The following is a 21,468-nucleotide window of genomic DNA, read 5'->3' on the forward strand; positions in this document are numbered from 1 at the left end:
GCCCGTTCTTATTACATGAACCCGTTTTAACGCGCCGGTAAATAGCGGGTCGGATCAACCGACTTGCCTTTGTAACGGATTTCGAAGTGCAGTTTAACCGAGTTGGTGCCGGAGCTGCCCATTTTGGCAATTTGTTGTCCCGCACTCACTTCTTGCTGATCTTTGACCAAGATAGTTTCGTTATGCGCGTATGCACTGAGGAAATCATCGTTATGTTTGATGATAATCAGGTTGCCGTAGCCGCGCAGTGCATTACCGGCGTACACCACCCGTCCTGCGGCAGCGGCATTAACCGCTTGTCCGCGCGAACCGGAAATATCCACGCCTTTATTGCCGCCGTCGGATGAAGAAAAGCCTTGGATGACTTTACCATTCGTCGGCCAACGCCAGCTGATGTTTGAATTGACCGCACTTGGCGGTGTTACGGCAGCGGTTGCGGTTACCGCTTGTTGCGCCTGCTGCTGTGCCATAGTGGCGACATTGCCTGCCGAGGCTTTCACCGGACCGGTAATCGTGCCGTCCGAACCATATCGGGTGTTATTCGGACCCGGCGTATAAGTTACCGCCGGTTGTGTCGGCGCCGTTGCTGCGGCGCTTGCGGTCGTCGCTGCCGCTGGTGTGCTCGCCGTGGCTGCCGGCGCATGGCTAACCGCACTGCCGTTGCCGACTTGCAACACTTGTCCGACCCGCAGATTATACGGCTCGCTCATCTTGTTTTTTGCGGCAAGCTCCGCCACATCCAGACCGGAAATATAGGCAATCAGGAACATAGTATCGCCTTTGCGCACGGTATAGGTGTCGCCTTTGTAGAAACCTTTGTCGATTTGATTATAAATCGGCGCGTTGGTGGTGGTGTCGCGCGGAATGGTAAAGTCTTGCGAGACATTATTGGTGCGCGTTTGGCTGCCGACGGCAGTTGCCGTTTGTTGCGCCTGCTGCACTTGTCCAATCGGTTGCTGTACCGCACTTTGTACATTTTGTTGTACTTGTTGCGCCTGTGATTGCACTTGTCCGATTGGCTGCTGTATCGCCTGTTGCACCGTCATGCTTGCCGGCATGTTTTGCTGTTGGATTTCCGGCTGCCAGCTGCCGCTGCTCGCGCCGCTGGATTCGACCGGCTGCATAATGCCCGGCGACAGATTACCGTCGGCACTTTGCACCGGCGCACCACCGCTGCTGCTACATCCCGCCAGCACGGCAAGAGCAAGTGCGGTCGGCAAAACGAACAGTTTATTTTTCATATTCAAATCCTTACCTTCTCTCAATCTTAATTAACGCAAAATAAAATAAGCAATAACGGCTAAGACTACCACGCCCCAGCCGATCACTTCAATAGAACGGCGCAATTTCGCCTCGATTTTCGGTCCGCCCCAAGCGGATAATTTGGCAACTAAAATAAAACGCGCCGCGCGCGAAATAAAGGCGGTGACGGCAAACGGCAACAACGCCATATGTAATAAACCGCCGGCAATGGTGAATATTTTATACGGAATCGGCGAAAAACCGGCGACAAACAGCACCAAAATTCCCCATTGATTGAACCATGCGGTAACTTGTTCCAATTTCGCCTGATAACCAAATTGCACAATATACTGCTGCACCATATCAAAGGCATAATAACCGATGGCATAGCCGACCAAGCCGCCCAACATCGAAGCAAGTGCGGTATAAAGCGCATATTTCAAGGCGTTATTCGGATTATTCATAGACATCGGAATCAACATCACATCCGGCGGAATCGGAAAGAAAATCGCCTCAATAAAACTGACAAATGACAGCCAATAAATTGCCAAACGGTGGCGCGACCAGCGCATCATCTGATCATACATTTTTCCAAAAATTTTCACTGTAGCTCTCCTGCTACTAAAGGTACAAACTTTACTTCTTCAATCTTTTCAACATGATATTTATCACCGACACGGGTGATCAGTTGTAAAACCTGAATCTCTTTGCCGAGCGGAACCACCATCCGCCCGCCGTCGCTTAATTGCTGCAACAGCGCCACCGGCATATTTTCCGCCGCCGCCGTCACGATAATCGCCTCGAACGGCGCTTTTGCCGCCCACCCTTGCCAACCGTCGGCATGGCGCAATTGCACATTATGCAGCTCCAGTTTTTTCAAGCGGTGGATCGCCTGCCATTGCAGTTTTTTAATCCGTTCAATGCTGTAAACCTGACGGCAAAGCTTGGCTAAAAGTGCGGTTTGGTAACCGCTGCCGGTACCGATTTCTAAGACCTTATCTTGTGCGTTTAGTTGCAATAATTCGCTCATTTTCGCCACAATATAGGGTTGCGACAGGGTTTGCCCTTCGCCGATCGGAATCGCCATGTTTTCATAACAACGGCGGCTAAACGCTTCCTGTACAAAAAAATCGCGCGGAATGTCATACATCGCCTGTAAAATGGCATGATTTTGAATTCCTTGTGAATGCAGGCGTTCTACCAAGCGGCGTTGTTCCAATTTCGACATGTTTTAATCCGTTGCGCTTCGATCAAGTTTGACCCAATCCTGCAAACGTTGCAGCGACTGGTGGGCGGTCATATCGGTTTGAATCGGGGTCAGCGAGACATAGCCGTTGGCGACGGCATGAAAATCCGTACCTTCGCCGCTGTATTCCGGCAAACCGCTGGCGCCGACCCAATAAATGCTTTCGCCGCGCGGATCAACCTGTTTCACCATTGCGCTCGCCGATTCGCGGTAACCCAGTTTGGTCACTTGTAAGCCTTTCAATTCGGCATAGGGAATATCCGGCACATTGATATTGATAATCTCGCGGCGGTCCAACACCGTGTCATGCAGGGTCGGAATCAGATCGCACACCACTTGCGCCGCGGTTTCGTAATACATCCGCCCGTCAAGAGAAACCGCAATCGACGGCAAGCCCAAATGCCGCCCTTCCAACGCCGCCGCCACCGTGCCGGAATAGATCACGTCATCGCCCAGATTGGCGCCGGCATTAATGCCTGACACCACCAAATCCACCCGTCCGGACAAAAAGCCGTTCAGTGCCAAATGCACGCAATCCGCCGGCGTGCCGTTAATGCAGTAATCGCCGTTCGGCAATTTAAGCGGACGCAACGGTTCGACCAAGGTCAGCGAACTGGACGCGGCGCTGCGGTTGCGATCCGGGGCGACGATGGTGACGGTGGCAAATTTACGCAATGCCGCCGCCATGGTTTGAATCCCTTCGGCGTGAATGCCATCGTCGTTACTGAGTAAAATATGCATAATTTCCCTTATTATTCATCTTCAACCAACAACGCCAATTCGCGCACCAGTGCGGTGGCATAACTGCCGCTGTCGAGGTAAAACTGCAAACGCAAGCCTTCCGCCTCAAATTGCCAAGCGAAATGCTGCGGTTTTGCCACGATTAAACGGCGCGCGTTTTGCAACCGCTCTTTGTGCATTAATTCGACCAAAGCATGATGTTGCTCCGCCACCGCCCGTTCACGCAACAACGCCTGATCTTGGCTGGCAAGTTCCTTTGAACCGATCAGCGGGGCGGTTAGCCCGACATCGTTTTGCGCCAACCGCACTTGAAGTGCGGTCAATTCCTCCGCCTGCGCCACAAACCAACTGTGCGAGCCTTGCAATTGCAACACATCGCCACTGATTACCGTTCGGCTTAACCCATCGGCAATCCGCTGTGAGACAATCAGGTTAAACAGCTCGCTGCGTGCGGCGGAGAGATAGAAACTGCGTTTTTTGCGATCTTTAACCTGAATTTCGCCGTTCGCCCAACGTAACGCTTGGGTCAGGTTGTGTCCGTCGCGCCCGAAACGCTGTTCGGTGAAGTAATTCGGAAAACCATGTTGCGCCAGTTGTTGCAAGCGTTGGTTCAAAACCGCACTTTCATTCAGATCGCGCAGTAAAATCTCAAAATGGTTGCCTTGCAAACTGCCGACCCGAATTTTGCGGTTATGGCGCGTAACCTCAATAATTTCCACGCCTTCAAGCGCAAACCGGCTAAAATCCGGCGTTTCTTGACCGGGCAAATGCAAACAAAACCATTGTTCGGTCACCGCATGGCGATCTTTTAAACCGGCGTAACTCATCTTTTTCGCCGAAATGCCGGCAAATGCCGCCAACTTTTCGCCGACAAACAGGGTATTGGCATTGGTTTTACGGACTTTTATAGCCACGAATTCACCCTCGCCACTCAGTGCATAACCTAATTCTTCGCGCACGATAAAATCGCTGAATTCGGCTTTGAGGCGCGCGCTTTGTTGCGGCTTGCCGTATAAATATTGGAGTTCTGACATTAGTTATCCTTAAAGAGTAAGGCGACCGCTTCACAAGCGATACCTTCGCCGCGTCCGGTGAAGCCCAATTTTTCACTGGTGGTGGCTTTAACATTCACTTGCCCAATCTCACATGCCAAATCCTCGGCAATACAAGCGCGCATTGCGTCGATATGAGGGCGCATTTTCGGCGCTTGCGCAATAATCGTGACATCGACATTGCCCACGCGATAGCCTTTCGACCGCACTTGGCGATAGGCTTCGCGTAGTAAACCGCGACTGTCCGCGCCTTTGTATGCCATATCGGTGTCGGGGAACAGCTTGCCAATATCGCCTAACGCGACTGCGCCCAATAAGGCATCGGTCAGCGCGTGCAGTGCCACATCGCCGTCGGAATGTGCCAACAAGCCTTTTTCGTAGGGAATTGCCACGCCGCCGATGATAATCGGACCTACGCCGCCAAAGGCGTGCACATCAAAGCCGTGTCCTATGCGTATCATTTCAGTTCTCTCCGTTGTAAATTCTCTCCGTTGTAAATAAAATGCCGCCAAGGCGAGATCTTCCGGGCGGGTGATTTTTAAATTATCCGAGCGCCCCGGCACCAAGTGCGGTCTAAACCCGGCGAGCTCCATTGCGGAGGCTTCATCGGTTAAGGTTAAGTTCTGCGCAATCGCCGATTTATAGGCGGCGCACAAACGTTCGGTCGGGAAAAATTGCGGCGTTAAAGCATGCCATAACTGCGAACGATCTTCGGTGGCTTGAATCCGTTGCTGACCGTCGGCGCGTTTAATCGTATCGATTGCCGGATAAGCCAAAATCGCGCCGTTCGGATCGTCAATTTGCAACAGCTTATCCAAATCCTGATGGGTTAAACACGGGCGCGCCGCGTCATGCACCAACACCCAGCTCTCGCCATCATCGCTTTCAACCGCACTTTGCAATGCGGAAAACACCGATTCGGCACGCGTTGCACCGCCAACGACAAACTGAATGCGTGGCGATTGATCTAATGCCAGTTGCGCAATATAGGGATCGTCTTTTGCCACTGCGACAATCACTTTTTCAATCGGTGCATAGCTTAACAGCACATCCAAGGTGTGCTGCAAAATGGTTTTGCCGTTCAGTAGCAAATACTGTTTCGGTTTATCCTGCAACATGCGGCTGCCGCTCCCTGCCGCCGGCACAATCGCAATAATTTTCCGTTGTGTTGTCATTATTGATATTCATCCGCTTTCATCAGGCGATAAAACACCTCATTACTTTTCACCATATCATGCTCCGAGCGCGCCCGCTCTTCCACCGCCACCACGCCCTCTTTCAAATCTTTGATCTCCGCCATGATCAACTGGTTACGCTGGCTCAGTTGCGTGTTTTCCGCCGTGCGCTGTTCGATTTCCTGCTGCACCGCCTGATTATCGCGATAGCCGTTTTTGCCGAACCAAAAACTGTACTGAAACAGCAACAACAAACCGCCCAGAATGATAATCAATACTCGCATAATTGCCTGTTCTCTTTTTGTGGTGAAATGGGGAATAGTTTAACTTGAAATCGGTTAAAAATGGAATTTTAAACCGCTAAGTCGTAAAAAAATTCTATAAAAACAGCGCCCGTGACACAGCACGGGCAACTGAAGTGATCAGCTGTCACGCAACCGACATAAAATCAAGTGCGTACAAATAATTGACGATGGCTTAATGCCGGTAGCTGGCGGCGAACCTCACGCAAGCGGCTAAAATTGATTTCAGCCATGGCAAACCCTTCGCCCTCGCCGACACCACTGATAATCTCGCCCCAAGGATCAATAATCATGCTGTGACCAAAGGTCGTACGTCCGCTTTGATGGCGCCCGCCTTGGGCGGCGGCAACTACATAACATTGGTTTTCAACCGCTCTTGCACGCAATAATAATTCCCAATGTGCCTTACCGGTGGTATAGGTAAATGCAGCCGGCAACATCAACACATCATACGGCGCTTGGGTGCGGAACAGCTCGGGGAAACGCAGATCGTAGCAAATCCCTTGCCCGACACTGATTTCGCCGATTTGCAATTGCGGCACTTGATACCCGGCTTGGATACTGTCGGCTTCGCAATAGCTTTCGCCTTGACCGCTATAGCTGAACAGATGGATTTTATCGTAACGGGAGAGTAATTCGCCTTGTTCGCCATACACCAACATACTGTTTAATACTTTGTTTTCTTCACTGCTGTGCAGTGAAATCGAACCGGCGAATAACACAATCTGCAATTCTTTTGCCAATTCGGATAATAAGGTCTGTAATCTGCCCTCGCCAAAAGGCTCGGCAATCGCCAATTTATCCTGTTCATGCGCCCCCATTAACGCCCAATATTCCGGTAACAAAACCCATTTTGCCCCGGCATTCGCGGCTTTACGCACGAGCGCCTGCATCGTGTCGATATTATGATTGAGATCGGTGCCGGAAACCATTTGAATGGTCGCGACCTTAAAATTGTCTGCCGTCATATACGCTGCCCTTCTTTACTATATCCATCGGTTTCAGTATCCCTTGATTCCATTCAGAAAACAAGTTTTACATCCTTTTTTAAATTTAATTCATATCTTTACCCAACCACTTAAAACTCCTTATGAATGGCAAACCGTCCGGAAAATAAAATATAACGCGGGTTTGTTATCAATTTTAGTCAATTATTTCCTTCTTGGTACAAAATATAAACATCACATCGAGTGTAAATATTGTTGTAGCCTGAATCCCAACAGGGTAATATTTGCTCGTTTGTAAGCTAATGAAAGGAAATCCTAGTATGAACAAATATTTTGCCGAATTCTTCGGCACATTCTGGTTGGTATTCGGCGGTTGCGGAAGTGCGGTCTTGGCAGCGGCTTATCCTGAATTGGGTATCGGCTTTGCCGGTGTTGCATTGGCATTCGGTTTAACCGTATTAACCATGGCATATGCCGTCGGTCACATCTCCGGCGGTCACTTCAATCCGGCGGTTTCGGTAGGATTAATGGTCGGCGGTCGTTTCAGCGCGAAAGAATTACTGCCATACATCATTTCTCAAGTTGTGGGCGCAATTACGGCGGCGGCGGTATTATATTTTATTGCCAGCGGTAAAGCCGGTTTTGACGCAGCTGCCAGCGGTTTTGCCAGCAATGGTTATGCCGAACATTCGCCAAACCAATACAGCTTAGGCGCGGCATTGGTGATTGAAGTGGTATTAACCGCTTTCTTCCTGATCATCATCATGGGGGCGACCGATGAGCGTGCGCCGAAAGGCTTTGCCCCGATTGCAATCGGTTTGGGCTTAACCCTGATCCACTTAATCAGTATTCCGGTCACCAATACCTCGGTCAACCCGGCGCGGAGTACCGGTGTTGCCTTATTCCAAGGCGGCTGGGCGGTTGAACAGTTATGGTTATTCTGGTTAGCACCAATCGTTGGCGCGATAATCGGCGGTATCATTTACCGTTCATTGTTATCTAACAACAAATAAGCCTCAACTTAACTTACATGAACCGTTTTCCGGCAACGGAAAGCGGTTTCCGAAGCGGCGGCGTTGGGCGATCGCAGCGAAAATTCGGATATATTTACGGCAAACGTCGCTTGCGCGAGAATTGCAATGGGATATGAAACAATTATTGGAGAATTGGGACAAACCTTTCTGGCGGACAGAAACAACGTTTATTTATTGCAGGGCTTTATATAAAAATTACTCGTGTGAGTATTGCTCATTGCTAAACAACGATAGATAGTGTTGATAAGATTATTTATTTAGATAAAATCGGTCTTATTTAAAAAGCCAAATCACTTCCAAACTCTTGTGCAAGTAGAGTTGCCGCTTCCTACCGCCGGCACAATCGCAATAATTTTCCGTTGTGTTGGCATTATTGATATTCATCCGCTTTCATCAGGCGATAAAACACTTCATTACTTTTCACCATATCATGCTCCGAGCGCACACACTCTTCCACCGCCGCCACGCCCTCTTTCAAGTCTTTGATCTCCGCCATGATCAACTGGTTACGCTGGCTCGTTGCGTGTTTTCCGCCGTGCACTGTTCAATCTTTTAACGGCGTTAATGGCTTAACGTGTTTTTTCGATTTATTCATGGCTGGTCGTCCTTTGGGCTTATCAATCAGTCCATTTATGCCAAATTTTTTGAACCGTTGCAACCATTGATAAACAACACTGCCGTTTGATACGCCCAGGTCAGTTCGGTGTGTTGTATATATTCAATGGCTTTCAGTTTATCTTCAAGCCTATATTTTCGTGGTATATCTAGGACGGCTAGCCCATCAAGACCGGAATATTGATATTGTGCAATCCATTGGCGAATACTGCGTTGGGCAACCTGAAAATGTGTTGCGGTTTTGCTGATAGATTGATGATGTTGAAAATAATATTCAACGATTTGTTGTTTCAATACTTGGGTATATTTAGTCATAAAAATCTGCACCTTAGTCAGTTGGTTTTGCAGTCCAACTTTTGGGGTGCAGATCATGGCACGCCAGACGGGGTTTTATGCTTGATAACGCGAGGTTATGCCGTTGCTTTTAATTGCTTATTGCGTTCTTGGACAAAAACATACAGGAAGTACAAGACGGTTGCCGCGGCAAAACAGTAGTAACCAATCCAAACCAAGGTCGGTACGTTATTCGCCATGAAGATATACATACTCAATGACAGTAGCGTAATCACCAATGCAACCGGTTTGACATACGCCCAAGGTTCAATATCCACTTGGTTGGTATAAACTTCTTGATATGGCGTTGCCATCGGTTTGAAATGACCGATCAACAGCATTATCACCACATTGATGACAAACAGTAAGCCGACCAAATGGAAGAAGTGCAAATCGACTTTCAGGATAAAGTTGCACAGAATGTATGCCGCCATGCCGAAAATCAAGCCGAATTTCGCTGCAATCGCCGGTACGCGTTTGGTCAGCAAACCAACGACGACCACACTTAAAATCGGTGCATTGAATACCCCTTGCAGTTGTTGAATCAGATAGAAGAGGCCATCCGGGGCATTGGCAACCAGCGGGGCGACAATCATGGCGGCAATCGCTAGAATAATCCCGACCACTTTACCGACGTTTACCAGCTTGGTGTCACTGGCATCCGGATTAATCTGGACTTTGTACACATTGCGTGAGAATAGTGTCACCGAAGAGTTCAAGGCACTGTTAAAGGTGGACAGCACCGCCCCGACCACCACCGCGGCAAAGAAACCGACCAAGGCATCAGGTAAGACCAAGTGCACCAAATCCGGATAGGCTTGATCAGGAATATCCAACTTCCCTTGGAAAATATGGAAGGCAATAATCCCCGGCAGGATAATCAATAATGGACCTAATAGCTTCAGGAAGGCGCAGAATAACACCCCTTTTTGCCCTTCTTTCAGATTTTTTGCACCTAATGCACGCTGAATAATCGATTGGTTAGTACACCAGAAGAACATATTGGAAACGATTAAACCGGTAAACAGTGTTGAAAACGGCACAACCGAATCGGCAGAACCGATGGAATTAAAATGCTCCGGATTGGCATGATAAATTTCTTTCAGACCGGTCCAAGCATTGCCGTCACCGACATACATCAGCCCCAATACCGTCACCATAATCCCGCCGACCAACAAGCCGACCCCGTTAATGGTGTCAGACACCGCCACCGCTTTCAAACCACCGAAGATTGCGTAGATTGAACCTAAAATGCCTACCCCCCATACAATAAACCATAGGGAAGTGGTTTTATCAACCCCGAATACCGCGGAAACATTGAACAGGCTTTCTAATGCCAATGCGCCGGTATAGAGTACGATTGGTAACAACGAAATGACATAACAGCCTAAAAACAGTAATGAAGTGATGAGTAGCGTGCCTTTATCGAAGCGTTTTTCCAGAAATTCAGGAATGGTGGCAATCCCCAGCTTCAGGTACTTCGGTAAAAAATAAAAGGCGAACATGGCGATGGTAATCGCCGCCATCACTTCCCATGCCATAACAATAAAGCCGGAACGATACGCCAAGCCGTTCAAACCGACCAAGTGTTCGGTGGAAAGGTTGGTCAACATCATTGAACCGGCAATAAAAACGGCGGTCAGTGAACGACCGGCAAGGTAATAGCCTTCCGAATGGCTGAGATCGTCATTTTTTGTGTACCACCAGGCAATGACGGCAACAAGTGCGGTGAATCCGACAAATGATATAAAAGCTAACATACGATTTTCCTCATCTTTGTAATAAGCAATAAGACAAAGCTTAAAATGAAAATTGACATTTCAATTATGAAATATACGTTTCAATTTATGGGTTGGCAATCATCAATCTTCGGTTTTGCTATACAGATCAAATTTTGAGGGATTGCCAATGAAATAATTTACAAAAAGCGTGTTTTTCAGTAACAAAACGGCATTATTTGCCATTATCACTAATTGAAAAATTTATTTCATTTTAATCAAGGGAAAGGGAAAATGTGAAATCGGCTATACCGCACTTGCCATAATGCCTATAATACCCCAATTCCCCTCAAGGAGTTTTGTCATAAAAATCTGCGCCTTAGTTAGTTGGTTTTTGAGTCCGACTTTTGGGGTGCAGATCAATTTTTTTGGCGTAAATCGCGTTTGGCTTGACTGCAAAAATTCTCAATTCCATAGTATGGTTGCGTTTCTCCACAAATCTTTCACTGTGATTTATCCGATAATGTTTAAATTCCGAAGAATCCGGCACATCATAATTTTTGAGCATATCTGTATAAACAAGGATGTCTGGTTTCAATCGGGGTATCACAACAACATAAACCTTGCCATTTCGCGCTAAAAATCCGAATACCGGCACTTTTCCTGCTGCACCTCGACCACGTCCGTCTTTCCGTTTTCCACCAAAATAACGTTCATCAATTTCACCCTCTGATAATCCGGCTTCCGCATCATAACGATAAATGATTTCACGTAAGCGATGAAAGTAAAATTCCGCAGTGTTTTTATTTGCACCGACCAACGGCTCTGTTTATATCAACTTAATCGACTTTTTCTCATAAGTGCTATCCTAGAACATTTTAGTTATCCAAGACAGCCAAGCAGATATTAAAAATTCGTATTCCACGTGAATAATCACGCAATCTACGCTACAGTTAACAACAGCTCATCAAACTAGGAGTAAATCATGCCTTATGTAAATATCAAAGTGACCGGCGGGCGTGAAGCGCCAACCGCTGAACAAAAAGCCGAGTTAATTCAAGGGGTCACCGAGCTGTTGGCGCGGGTGCTCAATAAAAATCCGGAAACCACGGTGGTGGTGATCGACGAGGTCGGGATGGATAATTGGGGGATCGGCGGGAAAAGTGTAACGGAGCGCCGCAAAAATCAATAGGACAAGTAAATGAATACAATCAGCAAACAACAAGTATTAGATACGTTTCATTTTCGTGCGGCGACACGGCATTATGATCCGCTGAAAAAAGTCAGCCGTGAAGATTTTGACTATATTTTGGAATGTGGGCGATTGTCGCCGAGTTCGGTCGGTTCCGAGCCGTGGCAGTTTTTGGTGGTACAGAATTCTGAATTACGCCAGAAACTGAAAATGGTCAGTTGGGGGATGGCAACGCAAGTGGATGACGCCAGTTATTTGGTGGTGCTGTTAGCCAAGAAAAATGCCCGTTATGATTCCGATTTCTTCCGTCAAGGTTTGGAAAAACGTGGTCTTAACGAGGCACAAATGACGAAAACCTTGGCGATGTATCGGCAGTTTCAAACCCATGATATGAATTTACTGGAAAGCGAACGCACGCTGTTTGATTGGTGCAGCAAGCAAACCTATATCGCCTTGGCAAATATGATGACCGGCGCAGCGTTGATCGGTATCGACAGTTGCCCGATCGAGGGTTTTGATTATGCCGAGGTCAATCGTGTTCTTGCCGAAAGCGGCGCCTTTGAGCCGCAGGAATGGGGCGTATCGGTGATGGTAACCTTCGGTTATCGTGCCAAAGAGATTAAATCCAAATACCGTAAACCAATTTCAGAAGTGGTGAAGTGGGTTGAATAAATCGGTTTGCTCAATATAGCGCATATTACAGTCGGCAAAGCCCCTCATCCGTGCTTAACCGTGTACGCTGAAAAGCGTACACGGAAATCGCATGGTATATAACCTATCTTTTACTTTCTCACCGCAATCGCTTCAATTTCCACAGCGACATCTTTCGGTAGGCGCGCGACTTCGACGCAAGAGCGCGCCGGGAAAGTCGGGTGGTTGTTTTCTTTAAAAAAGGCCTCGTATTCTGCGTTTAAGCTCGCAAAATCATTCAGATCTTTCACGAATACCGTGGTTTTGACAATGTCTTTCACCTGCAAACCGGCTTGTTCGATAATCACTTTCACATTTTCCAACGATTGGCGCGCTTGCGCTTGAATGCTTTGCGCCACTTCGCCGTTGCTCGGATTAACCGGAATTTGCCCGGAAGTCAGCACCAGATTGCCCAGATCCACAGCTTGTACGTAAGGCCCGATCGCGGCAGGGGCTTTTTCGGTATGGATAATTTTTGTCATAATGTCCTCATCATAGTCAAAGTGCGGTCAGGCAGCACGCCTGACCGATAAAATAGTAATCGGCTAATTTTAATTGCCTAAGGTGGCAACCATCACCGCTTTAATCGTATGCATTCGGTTTTCCGCTTCGTCAAATACGATTGAAGCGTCGGATTCAAACACCTCGTCAGTGACTTCCAACCCGTTCATACCATATTTTGCCAACATCTCTTTGCCGACCGTGGTTTGATCGTCGTGGAATGCCGGTAAACAATGCATGAATTTCACCTGCGGATTGCCGGTCAGCGCCAATAACCGACGATTAACCTGATACGGTTTCATCAGTTCAAGCCGCCGTTGCCATGCTTCCGCCGGTTCGCCCATTGACACCCAGACATCGGTATAAAGGAAATCCACCGCTTTTACGCCGTCGCCGACGTGTTCGGTGCAGGTGATTTTCGCACCGGTTTCAGCGGCGATCTCCGCCACTTCATCTAACAACCCTTGTTCAGGCCAAAACTGCTTTGGCGCCACCAAACGCAGATCCAAGCCCATTAATGCCGCGCCCTCAACAAAGGAGTTGCCCATATTGTTACGTGCGTCGCCCAAATACGCCAGTTTCATCTGGTTTAAGCGTTTGCCGTTGCCGTGTTCCAGCATAGTGAGGAAATCGGCAAGGATTTGGGTCGGGTGAAATTCATCGGTCAACCCGTTCCACACCGGCACGCCGGAATAATCAGCGAGGGTTTCGACCAATTCTTGTCCGTAACCGCGATACTGAATGCCGTCATACATTCTGCCCAACACGCGTGCGGTATCTTTCATCGACTCTTTATGCCCGATTTGCGAACCGCTCGGACCAATATAGGAGACGTTTGCCCCCTGATCGAACGCCGCCACCTCAAATGCGCAGCGGGTGCGGGTTGAGGTTTTCTCAAAAATCAGCGCAATATTTTTACCTTTTAGCCGAGGTTGCTCCGTGCCGCTGTATTTGGCTTTTTTCAAATCGGCAGATAAATCCAGTAGAAATTGAATTTCGCGCGGGGTGAAATCCATTAAGCGGAGAAAATGACGGTTACGTAAATTAAACGGCATAGTTGACCTCTGATATTGTCGCTATAAAGAAGTGGATTTTTTGATTCTACCTTAATTAACGCGAAAGTGCAGTCCTGCGCGGAGAAAAAAGTAAAGCCCGCTCAGTTTTGACAAGATTAGCCATAAAATGTGATCCAGATCAAATTTTTGATTCAATGATAATAATTCTCTTTTGAATTAGGATTCGATTTCCCCTATACTGACACCGAATTTAGATCTGATAACAGCAATGGAGTAGTAATAATGAAAAAAAGTCATGTAGCGATTGCGTTGGGATTTTCTGCGGTGATGGCAACTTCGGCAATCGCGTCCGAGGTGAATGTCTATTCTTATCGCCAACCGTACTTAATCGAGCCGATTTTACAAAATTTTGAAAAAGATACCGGTATTAAAGTCAATCTGATTTTTGATAACAAAGGTTTGGTTGAGCGTCTGAAACGCGAAGGCGAACTCAGCCCGGCGGATGTGGTGCTGACGGTGGATATTAAACGGGTGATGGACGTGGTGAATGCCGGTTTGGCACAGCCGGTTCACAGCCATGTATTGGAAGAAAATATCCCGGCACAATATCGTGACTCTAAAGACCAGTGGTTCGCACTGACCACCCGCGCACGCGTGATCTATAGCTCGAAAGATCGCGTCGGCAAACTGCCGCCGAGTTTCACTTATTACGATCTTGCCAAGCCGGAATACAAAGGCAAAGTGTGTGTGCGTTCGGGCAAAAACTCGTATAATGTCTCGCTTGTCGCTTCGATGATTGCCCACGACGGCGAAGCCAAAGCGAAACAATGGTTAGAGGGCTTGAAAGCCAACTTGGCGCAAAAACCGCAAGGCGGCGACCGCGATCAAGTGAAAGCGATCAAAGAAGGCGTGTGTGATTATGCTATCGGCAACAGCTACTACTACGGTAAAATGTTAGACGATGAAAAACAACGCAGCTGGGCGGAATCGGCCTATTTGAATTTCCCTAACCAAGACAGCTACGGCACACATGTGAATATCAGCGGCGTGGTAGTGGCAAAATATTCACCGAACAAAGCCAATGCCATTAAATTGGTGGAATACCTGAGCGGCAACAGCGCGCAAAAAACTTATGCCGAACTGAACCACGAATATCCGGTAAAACCGGGCGTGCCGTATTCTGCGCAAGTCCAATCTTGGGGCAAGTTTAAAGCAGACACCATCGCGCTGGAAACCATCGCGGACAACTATGACAAAGCGTTAAAATTAGTAGATGAAGTGAAGTTTGATTTGTAATATGTTACTCCCTGTACACAAGCCTGCAGGGTTAAGGATAAATCAGCCCCGCCGGGGCTGAAATTCCATTTTATTCTTTGAGCGGTTTTACCGCTCTTTGCTGTTTTTTAAGCCCTGCTGTTTTATGAAATAAAAATGAAAAATATTTGGCGTGTTTGTTGGTTTTTAAGTGCGGTTTTATTGATCGCCTTTTTTCTGTTGCCGATTGCGGCGATTTTCTATCAGGCGGTTGCTGCCAATGACAGCGACAGCGTGTCGCATTTGTGGAACACGGTGCTGTTTGATTATCTGAAAAACTCGATTTTATTGATTGTCGGCACTGTGCTGTGCAGTCTGTTGTTTGCCCTGCCGTGCAGTTGGGTTGTCTCCACCTTTCGTTTTCGCGGTCAAGCCACCTTGCAATGGGTGCTGTGCTTGCCGCTTGCCATGCCGCCGTATTTGGTCGGCTATCTGTATACCGATTTGCTTGATTACGCCGGACCGGTACAGGGCTTTTTGCGCCATCTGTTCGGTTGGGAAAATGCGTTGGATTACTGGTTTCCGTCGATCCGCACTTTGGGCGGTGCGTGCGTAGTGTTGGCGTTGGTGCTGTATCCGTATATTTTTCTGATGACCCGGATTGCGTTAATGGAGCAATCGGAAAATCTCAATCATGGTGCGAAGATTTTAGGCATTAACGGCTGGCAGTTAATCAAAAAAGTGACTTTTCCACTGGCACGTCCGGCGATTGCCACCGGTACGGCGTTGGTGGCAATGGAAACGCTAGGTGATTTCGGTACGGTTTCCTATTTTGCCGTGCCGACCCTGACCACCGCCGTATACGATACTTGGCTCGGGTTGAATGATCTGGGCACGGCAGCACGAATTTCGCTGTTAATGCTGTTGTTGATTTTCTTATTATTAAGCGTTGAACGGCACGGGCGGCGTAAGCAGAAACTCTATCAACGCGGCTATGAACGGCAACAGCCAATGCGTCGGCTGTGCGGTTGGCGGCTGTGGCTGGCGCAGAGTTATTGTTGGGGTTTGGTCACTTTCGCCTTTTTTATTCCGCTTGCCAAACTGCTCTATTGGTCGTATCACTATTTTGAACAGTCGTGGAACGATAAGTTTTGGCTGTATGCCTACAACAGTTTGCGTGTCTCGGTGATTGCCGCCTTGATCAGCGTGTTGTTGGCATTGATCTTGTTATTTTTCCGTCGCTTGCAACAACAGCCAAAAGGGGCGGGATACTATTTGGCTCGTTACGGTTTGCCGTTTTCCTCGCTCGGTTATGCCGTGCCGGGCACTGTGTTGGCAATCGGTTTAATGATTCCGTTAATCGGGGCGGATCATCTGTTAAATAACTTATTGAAAAGCTTAGAATTGCCGTTGATCGGGCTGTTTTTCAGCGGCTCGATGTTCGCATTGGTTATTGCCTATATTATCCGCTTTTCGGCGATGAGTATCGGCAGTATCGGCACATCGCTGGATAAAATTGCGCCGTCGCTGGATATGGCGGCGCGTACGTTGGGTTACAACAGTCAGAAAATGTTATGTCGGGTGCATTTTCCGTTATTGGGCAAAGGTATGCTGACCGCACTTTTACTGGTGTTTTTGGAAAGCATGAAAGAATTGAACGCTTCGTTGCTGTTACGCCCGTTTAATTTTGATACACTAGCAACCCACGTTTTCACCCTGACATCCGACGAACAATTGGAACAAGCTTCACTGTCGGCGGTGTTTTTAGTGTTGGTCGGTTTGCTGCCGGTGATTTTCCTCACCCGCTCGCTGTTGTCCTCCACGCAAAAAGCCTCCTCCACTTTAGCTGAGAAATCCTGATGAAAGCATTAAAAATTACCGAGTTAAGCGTACAGTACGATGCGCACAACCATGAACAAGCGGTGCTGCACAAGCTGGCATTAGATTTGCACGATGATGATATTCTCTGCCTGCTCGGCGCCAGCGGTTGCGGCAAAACCACGCTATTGAAAGCGATTGCCGGATTAGTGCCGCTGGCGCAAGGCAAAATTGAACTCAATCAACGCGATTTGGCGAAGATTCCGGTGGAACAGCGCAATATCGGCATGATTTTTCAGGATTATGCACTGTTTCCGCATCTGACGGTGGCGGAAAATATTGCTTTCGGGCTCGGCAAACTTAAGCGTGGCGAACAACAAGCGATTGTGGCAGAAATGGCAGAGTTGGTGAAATTGTCGCCGTTCTTAAAACGTTATCCGCACGAACTATCCGGCGGACAACAGCAGCGGGTGGCGATTGCGCGTTCGTTGGCGTGTAAACCGGATTTATTGTTGTTGGATGAACCGTTTTCCAATATCGACAGCCAAGTGCGCTATCAACTGATTGACGAAATCAAAAGTATTTTGAAAAGCCAAAAAGTGCCGGCGATTTTTGTTACCCACAGCAAAGAAGAGGCGTTCGTGTTTGCCGATAAACTTGCCTTAATGGAACAGGGCAAAATCGTGCAGTTCGGTGAGCCGGCACAACTTTATCAGCAACCGTGCAGTCGTTTTGTCGCCGATTTTTTGGGACACAGTAATTACCTTGCCTGCGATTTGCTTAACTCGCATACCGCACTTTCGGTATTGGGTGAGTTGCATGGCGAACAGCCGCTGACCCTGGCAAACGGCACGGCGATTGATCCGAACCGACCGCTCTGTTGTCTGGTGCGCCCACAGGAATTACGCCTGAACCCTATTACCGACGGTGAGGGCGTGCCTGCAAGCATTGTTGCCAGCCATTTTCTCGGGCATACTTTCGAATATCAACTGCAACTGGAAAACCAGCGGTTATCCGCCTATTCAACCCGGCATTTTGCCGTCGGTGACAAAGTCACCTTACAGCTGCGGCTCAACCGGATGAATTTATATTATCTTCAATAAAATCAAAGCATAACAGGTGGCTTTACGTATTACCCAGACATAAGGAACAATATCGCTATTCGTATAATATCCCTGACAATTAATTAGTTTACTAAAAAAATTTAGCCGATCTTTACCTTATAGATGTTAAGTGTTAGGCTTGGCACATTATTTTATAAATGTGACCTCAGTCACAAATTACTAATTGATTGTTGTGAGATTGTTTTTTTGAGTAGTTATCTTAAATCTGCTAAACAGTTAGTAGCGGCGCTAGATGAAACCCGCTATCAAAGGGCTCTGACCGGCACATCCGATGAATTTCGCCACGTCTTTCAATTATTGCCCTTGCTATTAAATGTCAATGATCCTCTGCTCCCGGGTTTCGTCAGCGATTCTCCGGCGGGCATTGCTGATTTTCAAATCAGCCCTTACCAACGACGGTATCTGCAACAGGTTCTGCCGGAAACGCAATATACCGCCCTGCAACAACAGCAACAGTGCAACCCTGAGGCGGCATTGCTCGGCGTGTATGCCATGGGCAGCACCGGCTCGATTACCCAAAACAGCCTATCGGATCTCGATATTTGGATTTGCCACCAAACCGATTTAAGCGCCGGCCAACGGAATAAATTATTACAAAAAACCCTGCAGATCCAAAAATGGATCCAAGGATTGAATGTCGAAGCCAATTTCTATCTGTTGGATGAAAACCATTTCCGCAACATCACCTATTCCGAAGCCCTCACCACCGATCATTGCGGCAGCAGCCAATATATGCTGTTGTTGGATGAATTCTACCGTTCCGCGATCCGCTTGGCGGGCAAACCGTTGTTATGGTTGCATTTGCCGATCAATAATGAGGAGCATTACGACACCGTGGTGAATAAATGGGTCGAAGAAGGCAAAATCCGACGTGACGAATGGGTCGACTTCGGCAGTTTGGGGGCGCTAACCGCCAATGAATATTTCGGCGCAACCTTGTGGCACCTGTTTAAAGCGATTGATTCGCCGTATAAATCGGTGATAAAGGTGCTGTTTTTAGAAACCTTAATGGCGGACTATCCGCACAGCAATCTGATTTCCAAACAATTTAAACAGCAATTGCTCGCCGGCAGTCAAGTGGATCACGATTTCGATCCGTATTTGGCAATGTTGCAGCAAGTAACCGAACATTTGCTGAAAATTAACGATTTCCGCCGTTTGGATCTGGTGCGCCGCTGCTTTTATATCAAAGCCAACCGCGATCAGAGCAATCAGCCTCAATTTGCGCCGCGCCGGCAACAATTGCAACGCTTAATCGCCGATTGGAACTGGTCGGCACAATCGATCGCTCATTTAAACAACCATGCCGATTGGAAAATCAAGCAAGTCAAAAGCTTCTATTCCAATCTGGTCGAGCTGCTAATGCAAGGTTATCGCAACCTGATCACCTTTGCCCGCAAACAGAAAATATCCGCCGATTTAATGCCGGAAGACATCAGTATTTTAACTCGCAAATTATATACCGCGTTTGAAGTGCTGCCGGAAAAAGTCACGCTGTTTAACCGTGAAATTGTGGATAACATCACCGAAAGCGAATTGATGTTGGTTGAAGTGCGCAACTCAAGTGCGGTCAAAGACGGCTGGCATTTGATCAATTGCAATTTGCAACAGATTTCCAGCTCGACGGATCGCTATGTCGAGTATGCCCCGAACATCGGCAAATTAGTCGCTTGGGCATATTTTAACGGTTTGTTGGGCGCCAAAACCCGGCTGGCGGTGCGCAGCCAAACCATCGAATTGAGTAAAATCCAGCAGTTTGCCACCGATTTGCGTTTGTCGTTTCCACAACAAGTCGCGCCGGCGAGTAACGACGATCTCAGCCATCCGTGCGAACTGCGCAATCTGTTCGTCGCCGTCAACCTCAGTCATGATCCGACCGAAACCATTCGCGGCAATCAACGGCGTGAAGTACTGTCGAATGACCTGTTCAATTTCGGACCCAAACAACAAAGTCTGGTCGGCAGCATTGATCTGATCTACCGCAACCGCTGGAACGAAATCCGTACGTTGCACTTTGCAGGCGAACACGCCATTTTAAATTGTTTAAAAGTATTGGCACATAAAATCCATCGTGGCGCACACCCGCTGGAATCAGTGCAAGTTTATTGTTACAGCAAGCGCTATCGCAGTGAAATGCTGGCGGTGACTGAAAAATTAATCAAAAAATGTATCAATACCCAAGTCAGTGCGATTTTAAATAAACGTTCGATCAACCGCTTACAAGTTGCCGGCAGAATTTGGAATTTTTCCTATGAAAGCCGCGGGCTGAAAATTGAAGAAGGCGGAATTATCCGCTGTACCGCCAATACTCAGCTGAAGCAAACGACAGCGCCGCCGAAAAGCGATCAATACGACAATGGCGCAACCAAACACCCTAAATATCACTTCCCCGCCGCTATCGGCGAATTTGCCAGCGAAGGTTTTTTGCAATTTTTCTTTGAAGACAACGAAGACAACAGCTTCAACGTGTATATTTTGGATGAGGACAATAATCCGGAGGTTTACTATCGCTGCAAAGACGAAAAATTCAATAAAATTAAAGAGATTAATAAAATTTATACCATGAGCCGTTTCGATAGCGAAAACCGCTACGAGGGCTATAGCTTCAATTACCCGCAATTCTACCAAGTGATCCGCCATCAGGGCGAAGACAAAGTTGTGCCGTTTCACAGCCAACAACATTTGCAATATTATGATCAAGGTAAAGTTAATGCGGTGAAAAAAGCGGTATAATAAAAACCTTGATTGGTATTATCTACGTAAATGTGGGGAAATTATGTCGCAATCCTATCGTATCCTAATCATTGACGATCACCCGTTAATGCGCCGTGGCATTCGCCAATTGCTCGAATTGGAACCGGAATTCGGCTCGATTAGCGAAGCCAGCAATGGCATGGAGGGAATCCGCTTGGCGCGGCAAACCGAACCGGATCTGATTATTCTTGATCTGAACATGAAAGGATTAAGCGGGCTGGAAACCCTGCAACAGCTCAGACAATACGGCGTGACGGCACGCATTGCGGTGTTGACCGTCTCCGACGCCAAAGCCGACATTTTCGCCTTGGTCGATGCCGGGGCCGACGGCTATTTGTTAAAAGACAGCGAACCGGATCTGCTATTAAAACAGTTACAGCAACTTGCCCGCGGCGAAGTAGTGTATAGCCCGGAAGTACAATATCAACTGCAACAACGCCAAGTGTCGCCGGAACCGCTGTTATCCTTAACCGAACGTGAAAGTGCGGTTTTAGAACTGGTCGCCAAAGGTATGTCAAACAAACAGATCGCCGAAACCCTGTTTATTTCCGAAGAAACGGTGAAAGTGCATATCCGCAATATGCTGCGCAAACTCAACGTCAACTCGCGGGTCGCGGCAACGGTGTTATACCTGCAATATAAAGGGGTTTAGCCCCGACAGCCCGACAGACTGGCAGCCGCTTCGGTTCAATACGGGAAACAGCGGCTGTTTTA

21 protein-coding genes and 3 pseudogenes are annotated in these 21,468 nt (G+C 47.8%); 8 read left to right on the plus strand and 16 right to left on the minus strand.

What is annotated here, in order from left to right; all coding sequences use genetic code 11:
• Positions 1-26: 26 nt before the first annotated feature.
• From nlpD to ACQ31U_RS04230, 9 genes and pseudogenes are all read right to left on the minus strand, one after another.
• Positions 27-1,241, minus strand: a complete 1,215-nt coding sequence (nlpD, locus tag ACQ31U_RS04190) for a murein hydrolase activator NlpD (RefSeq protein WP_431053835.1) — start codon at positions 1,239-1,241, stop codon at positions 27-29.
• Positions 1,242-1,271: 30 nt separating this feature from the next.
• Complete coding sequence (locus ACQ31U_RS04195) at positions 1,272-1,847, minus strand: YqaA family protein (RefSeq protein WP_431053836.1); 576 nt, start codon at positions 1,845-1,847, stop codon at positions 1,272-1,274.
• A complete protein-coding gene (locus ACQ31U_RS04200) occupies positions 1,844-2,470 on the minus strand; it encodes a protein-L-isoaspartate(D-aspartate) O-methyltransferase (RefSeq protein WP_431053837.1) in 627 nt (208 codons plus the stop codon). Before ACQ31U_RS04200 ends, ACQ31U_RS04195 begins: the two co-directional genes overlap by 4 nt.
• Positions 2,471-2,473: 3 nt before the next feature.
• Positions 2,474-3,229: a 5'/3'-nucleotidase SurE gene (gene surE / locus ACQ31U_RS04205; protein ID WP_431053838.1), complete on the minus strand. Its 756-nt coding sequence runs from the start codon at positions 3,227-3,229 to the stop codon at positions 2,474-2,476.
• 11 nt (positions 3,230-3,240) lie between these two features.
• Positions 3,241-4,263, minus strand: a complete 1,023-nt coding sequence (gene truD / locus ACQ31U_RS04210) for a tRNA pseudouridine(13) synthase TruD (RefSeq protein ID WP_431053839.1) — start codon at positions 4,261-4,263, stop codon at positions 3,241-3,243.
• Positions 4,263-4,742, minus strand: a complete 480-nt coding sequence (gene ispF, locus ACQ31U_RS04215) for a 2-C-methyl-D-erythritol 2,4-cyclodiphosphate synthase (protein ID WP_431054276.1) — start codon at positions 4,740-4,742, stop codon at positions 4,263-4,265. The genes truD and ispF overlap by 1 nt, the downstream gene beginning before the upstream one ends.
• A gap of 21 nt (positions 4,743-4,763) precedes the next feature.
• A pseudogene (ispD, locus tag ACQ31U_RS04220) lies at positions 4,764-5,456 on the minus strand (2-C-methyl-D-erythritol 4-phosphate cytidylyltransferase); the annotation flags it as partial.
• A complete protein-coding gene (gene ftsB, locus ACQ31U_RS04225) occupies positions 5,456-5,740 on the minus strand; it encodes a cell division protein FtsB (protein ID WP_431053840.1) in 285 nt (94 codons plus the stop codon). The gene ftsB and the pseudogene ispD, both read right to left, overlap by 1 nt.
• A gap of 164 nt (positions 5,741-5,904) precedes the next feature.
• Positions 5,905-6,726 (minus strand): carbon-nitrogen hydrolase family protein, encoded by an 822-nt coding sequence (locus ACQ31U_RS04230; protein ID WP_431053841.1) that lies wholly within the window; start codon positions 6,724-6,726, stop codon positions 5,905-5,907.
• Positions 6,727-7,025: 299 nt separating this feature from the next.
• Between ACQ31U_RS04230 and aqpZ the strand changes: the two genes are divergently transcribed.
• Positions 7,026-7,718 (plus strand): aquaporin Z, encoded by a 693-nt coding sequence (gene aqpZ / locus ACQ31U_RS04235; RefSeq protein WP_431053842.1) that lies wholly within the window; start codon positions 7,026-7,028, stop codon positions 7,716-7,718.
• Between the two features lie 391 nt (positions 7,719-8,109).
• On the opposite strand, the pseudogene ACQ31U_RS04240 reads toward aqpZ, so the two are convergent.
• From ACQ31U_RS04240 to ACQ31U_RS04260, 5 genes and pseudogenes are all read right to left on the minus strand, one after another.
• Positions 8,110-8,256, minus strand: a pseudogene (locus ACQ31U_RS04240) (septum formation initiator family protein); the annotation flags it as partial.
• A 27-nt stretch (positions 8,257-8,283) separates the two neighbouring features.
• Positions 8,284-8,397: a hypothetical protein gene (locus ACQ31U_RS04245; RefSeq protein WP_431053843.1), complete on the minus strand. Its 114-nt coding sequence runs from the start codon at positions 8,395-8,397 to the stop codon at positions 8,284-8,286.
• Positions 8,370-8,669, minus strand: coding sequence for a helix-turn-helix domain-containing protein (locus ACQ31U_RS04250; RefSeq protein ID WP_431053844.1), 300 nt, complete (start codon positions 8,667-8,669; stop codon positions 8,370-8,372). Before ACQ31U_RS04250 ends, ACQ31U_RS04245 begins: the two co-directional genes overlap by 28 nt.
• Positions 8,670-8,764: 95 nt before the next feature.
• Entirely contained in the window at positions 8,765-10,447 is a 1,683-nt protein-coding gene (locus tag ACQ31U_RS04255) for a solute:sodium symporter family transporter (RefSeq protein WP_431053845.1), read from the minus strand.
• 380 nt (positions 10,448-10,827) lie between these two features.
• Positions 10,828-11,225: pseudogene (locus ACQ31U_RS04260) on the minus strand (transposase); the annotation flags it as partial.
• 165 nt (positions 11,226-11,390) lie between these two features.
• Here ACQ31U_RS04260 and ACQ31U_RS04265 point away from each other — a divergent pair.
• On the plus strand, positions 11,391-11,597 hold the full coding sequence (locus tag ACQ31U_RS04265) for a tautomerase family protein (protein ID WP_431053846.1): 207 nt from the start codon (positions 11,391-11,393) through the stop codon (positions 11,595-11,597).
• 9 nt (positions 11,598-11,606) lie between these two features.
• Positions 11,607-12,269 carry an NAD(P)H-dependent oxidoreductase gene (locus ACQ31U_RS04270; protein ID WP_431053847.1) on the plus strand — a complete coding sequence of 221 codons (663 nt, stop codon included), beginning with the start codon at positions 11,607-11,609 and terminating at the stop codon, positions 12,267-12,269.
• Between the two features lie 110 nt (positions 12,270-12,379).
• Here ACQ31U_RS04270 and ACQ31U_RS04275 read toward each other — a convergent pair whose 3' ends face one another.
• Together ACQ31U_RS04275 and argF are read right to left on the minus strand one after the other, a co-directional pair.
• Positions 12,380-12,769 (minus strand): RidA family protein, encoded by a 390-nt coding sequence (locus ACQ31U_RS04275; protein ID WP_431053848.1) that lies wholly within the window; start codon positions 12,767-12,769, stop codon positions 12,380-12,382.
• Between the two features lie 69 nt (positions 12,770-12,838).
• Positions 12,839-13,843: an ornithine carbamoyltransferase gene (gene argF / locus ACQ31U_RS04280; protein WP_431053849.1), complete on the minus strand. Its 1,005-nt coding sequence runs from the start codon at positions 13,841-13,843 to the stop codon at positions 12,839-12,841.
• A gap of 243 nt (positions 13,844-14,086) precedes the next feature.
• Here argF and ACQ31U_RS04285 point away from each other — a divergent pair, with 243 nt between their 5' ends.
• The 5 genes from ACQ31U_RS04285 (at position 14,087) to ACQ31U_RS04305 (ending at position 21,406) form a co-directional block, all read left to right on the plus strand.
• Positions 14,087-15,100, plus strand: a complete 1,014-nt coding sequence (locus tag ACQ31U_RS04285; RefSeq protein ID WP_431053850.1) for a Fe(3+) ABC transporter substrate-binding protein — start codon at positions 14,087-14,089, stop codon at positions 15,098-15,100.
• A gap of 135 nt (positions 15,101-15,235) precedes the next feature.
• The gene (locus tag ACQ31U_RS04290; RefSeq protein ID WP_431053851.1) at positions 15,236-16,918 is read left to right on the plus strand and encodes an ABC transporter permease; all 1,683 of its coding nucleotides are present in this window, start codon (positions 15,236-15,238) and stop codon (positions 16,916-16,918) included.
• Positions 16,918-17,979 carry an ABC transporter ATP-binding protein gene (locus tag ACQ31U_RS04295; RefSeq protein WP_431053852.1) on the plus strand — a complete coding sequence of 354 codons (1,062 nt, stop codon included), beginning with the start codon at positions 16,918-16,920 and terminating at the stop codon, positions 17,977-17,979. Before ACQ31U_RS04290 ends, ACQ31U_RS04295 begins: the two co-directional genes overlap by 1 nt.
• Before the next feature lie 207 nt (positions 17,980-18,186).
• On the plus strand, positions 18,187-20,733 hold the full coding sequence (locus tag ACQ31U_RS04300; protein ID WP_431053853.1) for a class I adenylate cyclase: 2,547 nt from the start codon (positions 18,187-18,189) through the stop codon (positions 20,731-20,733).
• 43 nt (positions 20,734-20,776) lie between these two features.
• Positions 20,777-21,406: a response regulator gene (locus tag ACQ31U_RS04305; RefSeq protein ID WP_431053854.1), complete on the plus strand. Its 630-nt coding sequence runs from the start codon at positions 20,777-20,779 to the stop codon at positions 21,404-21,406.
• Positions 21,407-21,468 lie beyond the last annotated feature (62 nt).

The sequence above is a fragment of the Testudinibacter sp. TW-1 genome (assembly GCF_050613185.1).
Lineage (GTDB): Bacteria > Pseudomonadota > Gammaproteobacteria > Enterobacterales > Pasteurellaceae > Chelonobacter.

Bases quoted from the DNA above. Each gene is read 5' to 3' on its own strand.
- ACQ31U_RS04250 (WP_431053844.1), bottom strand. From the start codon at position 8,669: ATGACTAAATATACCCAAGTATTGAAACAACAAATCGTTGAATATTAT.
- argF (WP_431053849.1), bottom strand. From the start codon at position 13,843: ATGCCGTTTAATTTACGTAACCGTCATTTTCTCCGCTTAATGGATTTC.
- ACQ31U_RS04305 (WP_431053854.1), top strand. From the start codon at position 20,777: ATGTCGCAATCCTATCGTATCCTAATCATTGACGATCACCCGTTAATG.
- aqpZ (WP_431053842.1), top strand. From the start codon at position 7,026: ATGAACAAATATTTTGCCGAATTCTTCGGCACATTCTGGTTGGTATTC.
- ACQ31U_RS04255 (WP_431053845.1), bottom strand. From the start codon at position 10,447: ATGTTAGCTTTTATATCATTTGTCGGATTCACCGCACTTGTTGCCGTC.
- ispF (WP_431054276.1), bottom strand. From the start codon at position 4,742: ATGATACGCATAGGACACGGCTTTGATGTGCACGCCTTTGGCGGCGTA.
- ACQ31U_RS04290 (WP_431053851.1), top strand. From the start codon at position 15,236: ATGAAAAATATTTGGCGTGTTTGTTGGTTTTTAAGTGCGGTTTTATTG.
- ACQ31U_RS04270 (WP_431053847.1), top strand. From the start codon at position 11,607: ATGAATACAATCAGCAAACAACAAGTATTAGATACGTTTCATTTTCGT.
- nlpD (WP_431053835.1), bottom strand. From the start codon at position 1,241: ATGAAAAATAAACTGTTCGTTTTGCCGACCGCACTTGCTCTTGCCGTG.
- ACQ31U_RS04285 (WP_431053850.1), top strand. From the start codon at position 14,087: ATGAAAAAAAGTCATGTAGCGATTGCGTTGGGATTTTCTGCGGTGATG.
- ACQ31U_RS04230 (WP_431053841.1), bottom strand. From the start codon at position 6,726: ATGACGGCAGACAATTTTAAGGTCGCGACCATTCAAATGGTTTCCGGC.
- ftsB (WP_431053840.1), bottom strand. From the start codon at position 5,740: ATGCGAGTATTGATTATCATTCTGGGCGGTTTGTTGTTGCTGTTTCAG.
- surE (WP_431053838.1), bottom strand. From the start codon at position 3,229: ATGCATATTTTACTCAGTAACGACGATGGCATTCACGCCGAAGGGATT.
- ACQ31U_RS04265 (WP_431053846.1), top strand. From the start codon at position 11,391: ATGCCTTATGTAAATATCAAAGTGACCGGCGGGCGTGAAGCGCCAACC.
- ACQ31U_RS04200 (WP_431053837.1), bottom strand. From the start codon at position 2,470: ATGTCGAAATTGGAACAACGCCGCTTGGTAGAACGCCTGCATTCACAA.
- truD (WP_431053839.1), bottom strand. From the start codon at position 4,263: ATGTCAGAACTCCAATATTTATACGGCAAGCCGCAACAAAGCGCGCGC.
- ACQ31U_RS04275 (WP_431053848.1), bottom strand. From the start codon at position 12,769: ATGACAAAAATTATCCATACCGAAAAAGCCCCTGCCGCGATCGGGCCT.
- ACQ31U_RS04295 (WP_431053852.1), top strand. From the start codon at position 16,918: ATGAAAGCATTAAAAATTACCGAGTTAAGCGTACAGTACGATGCGCAC.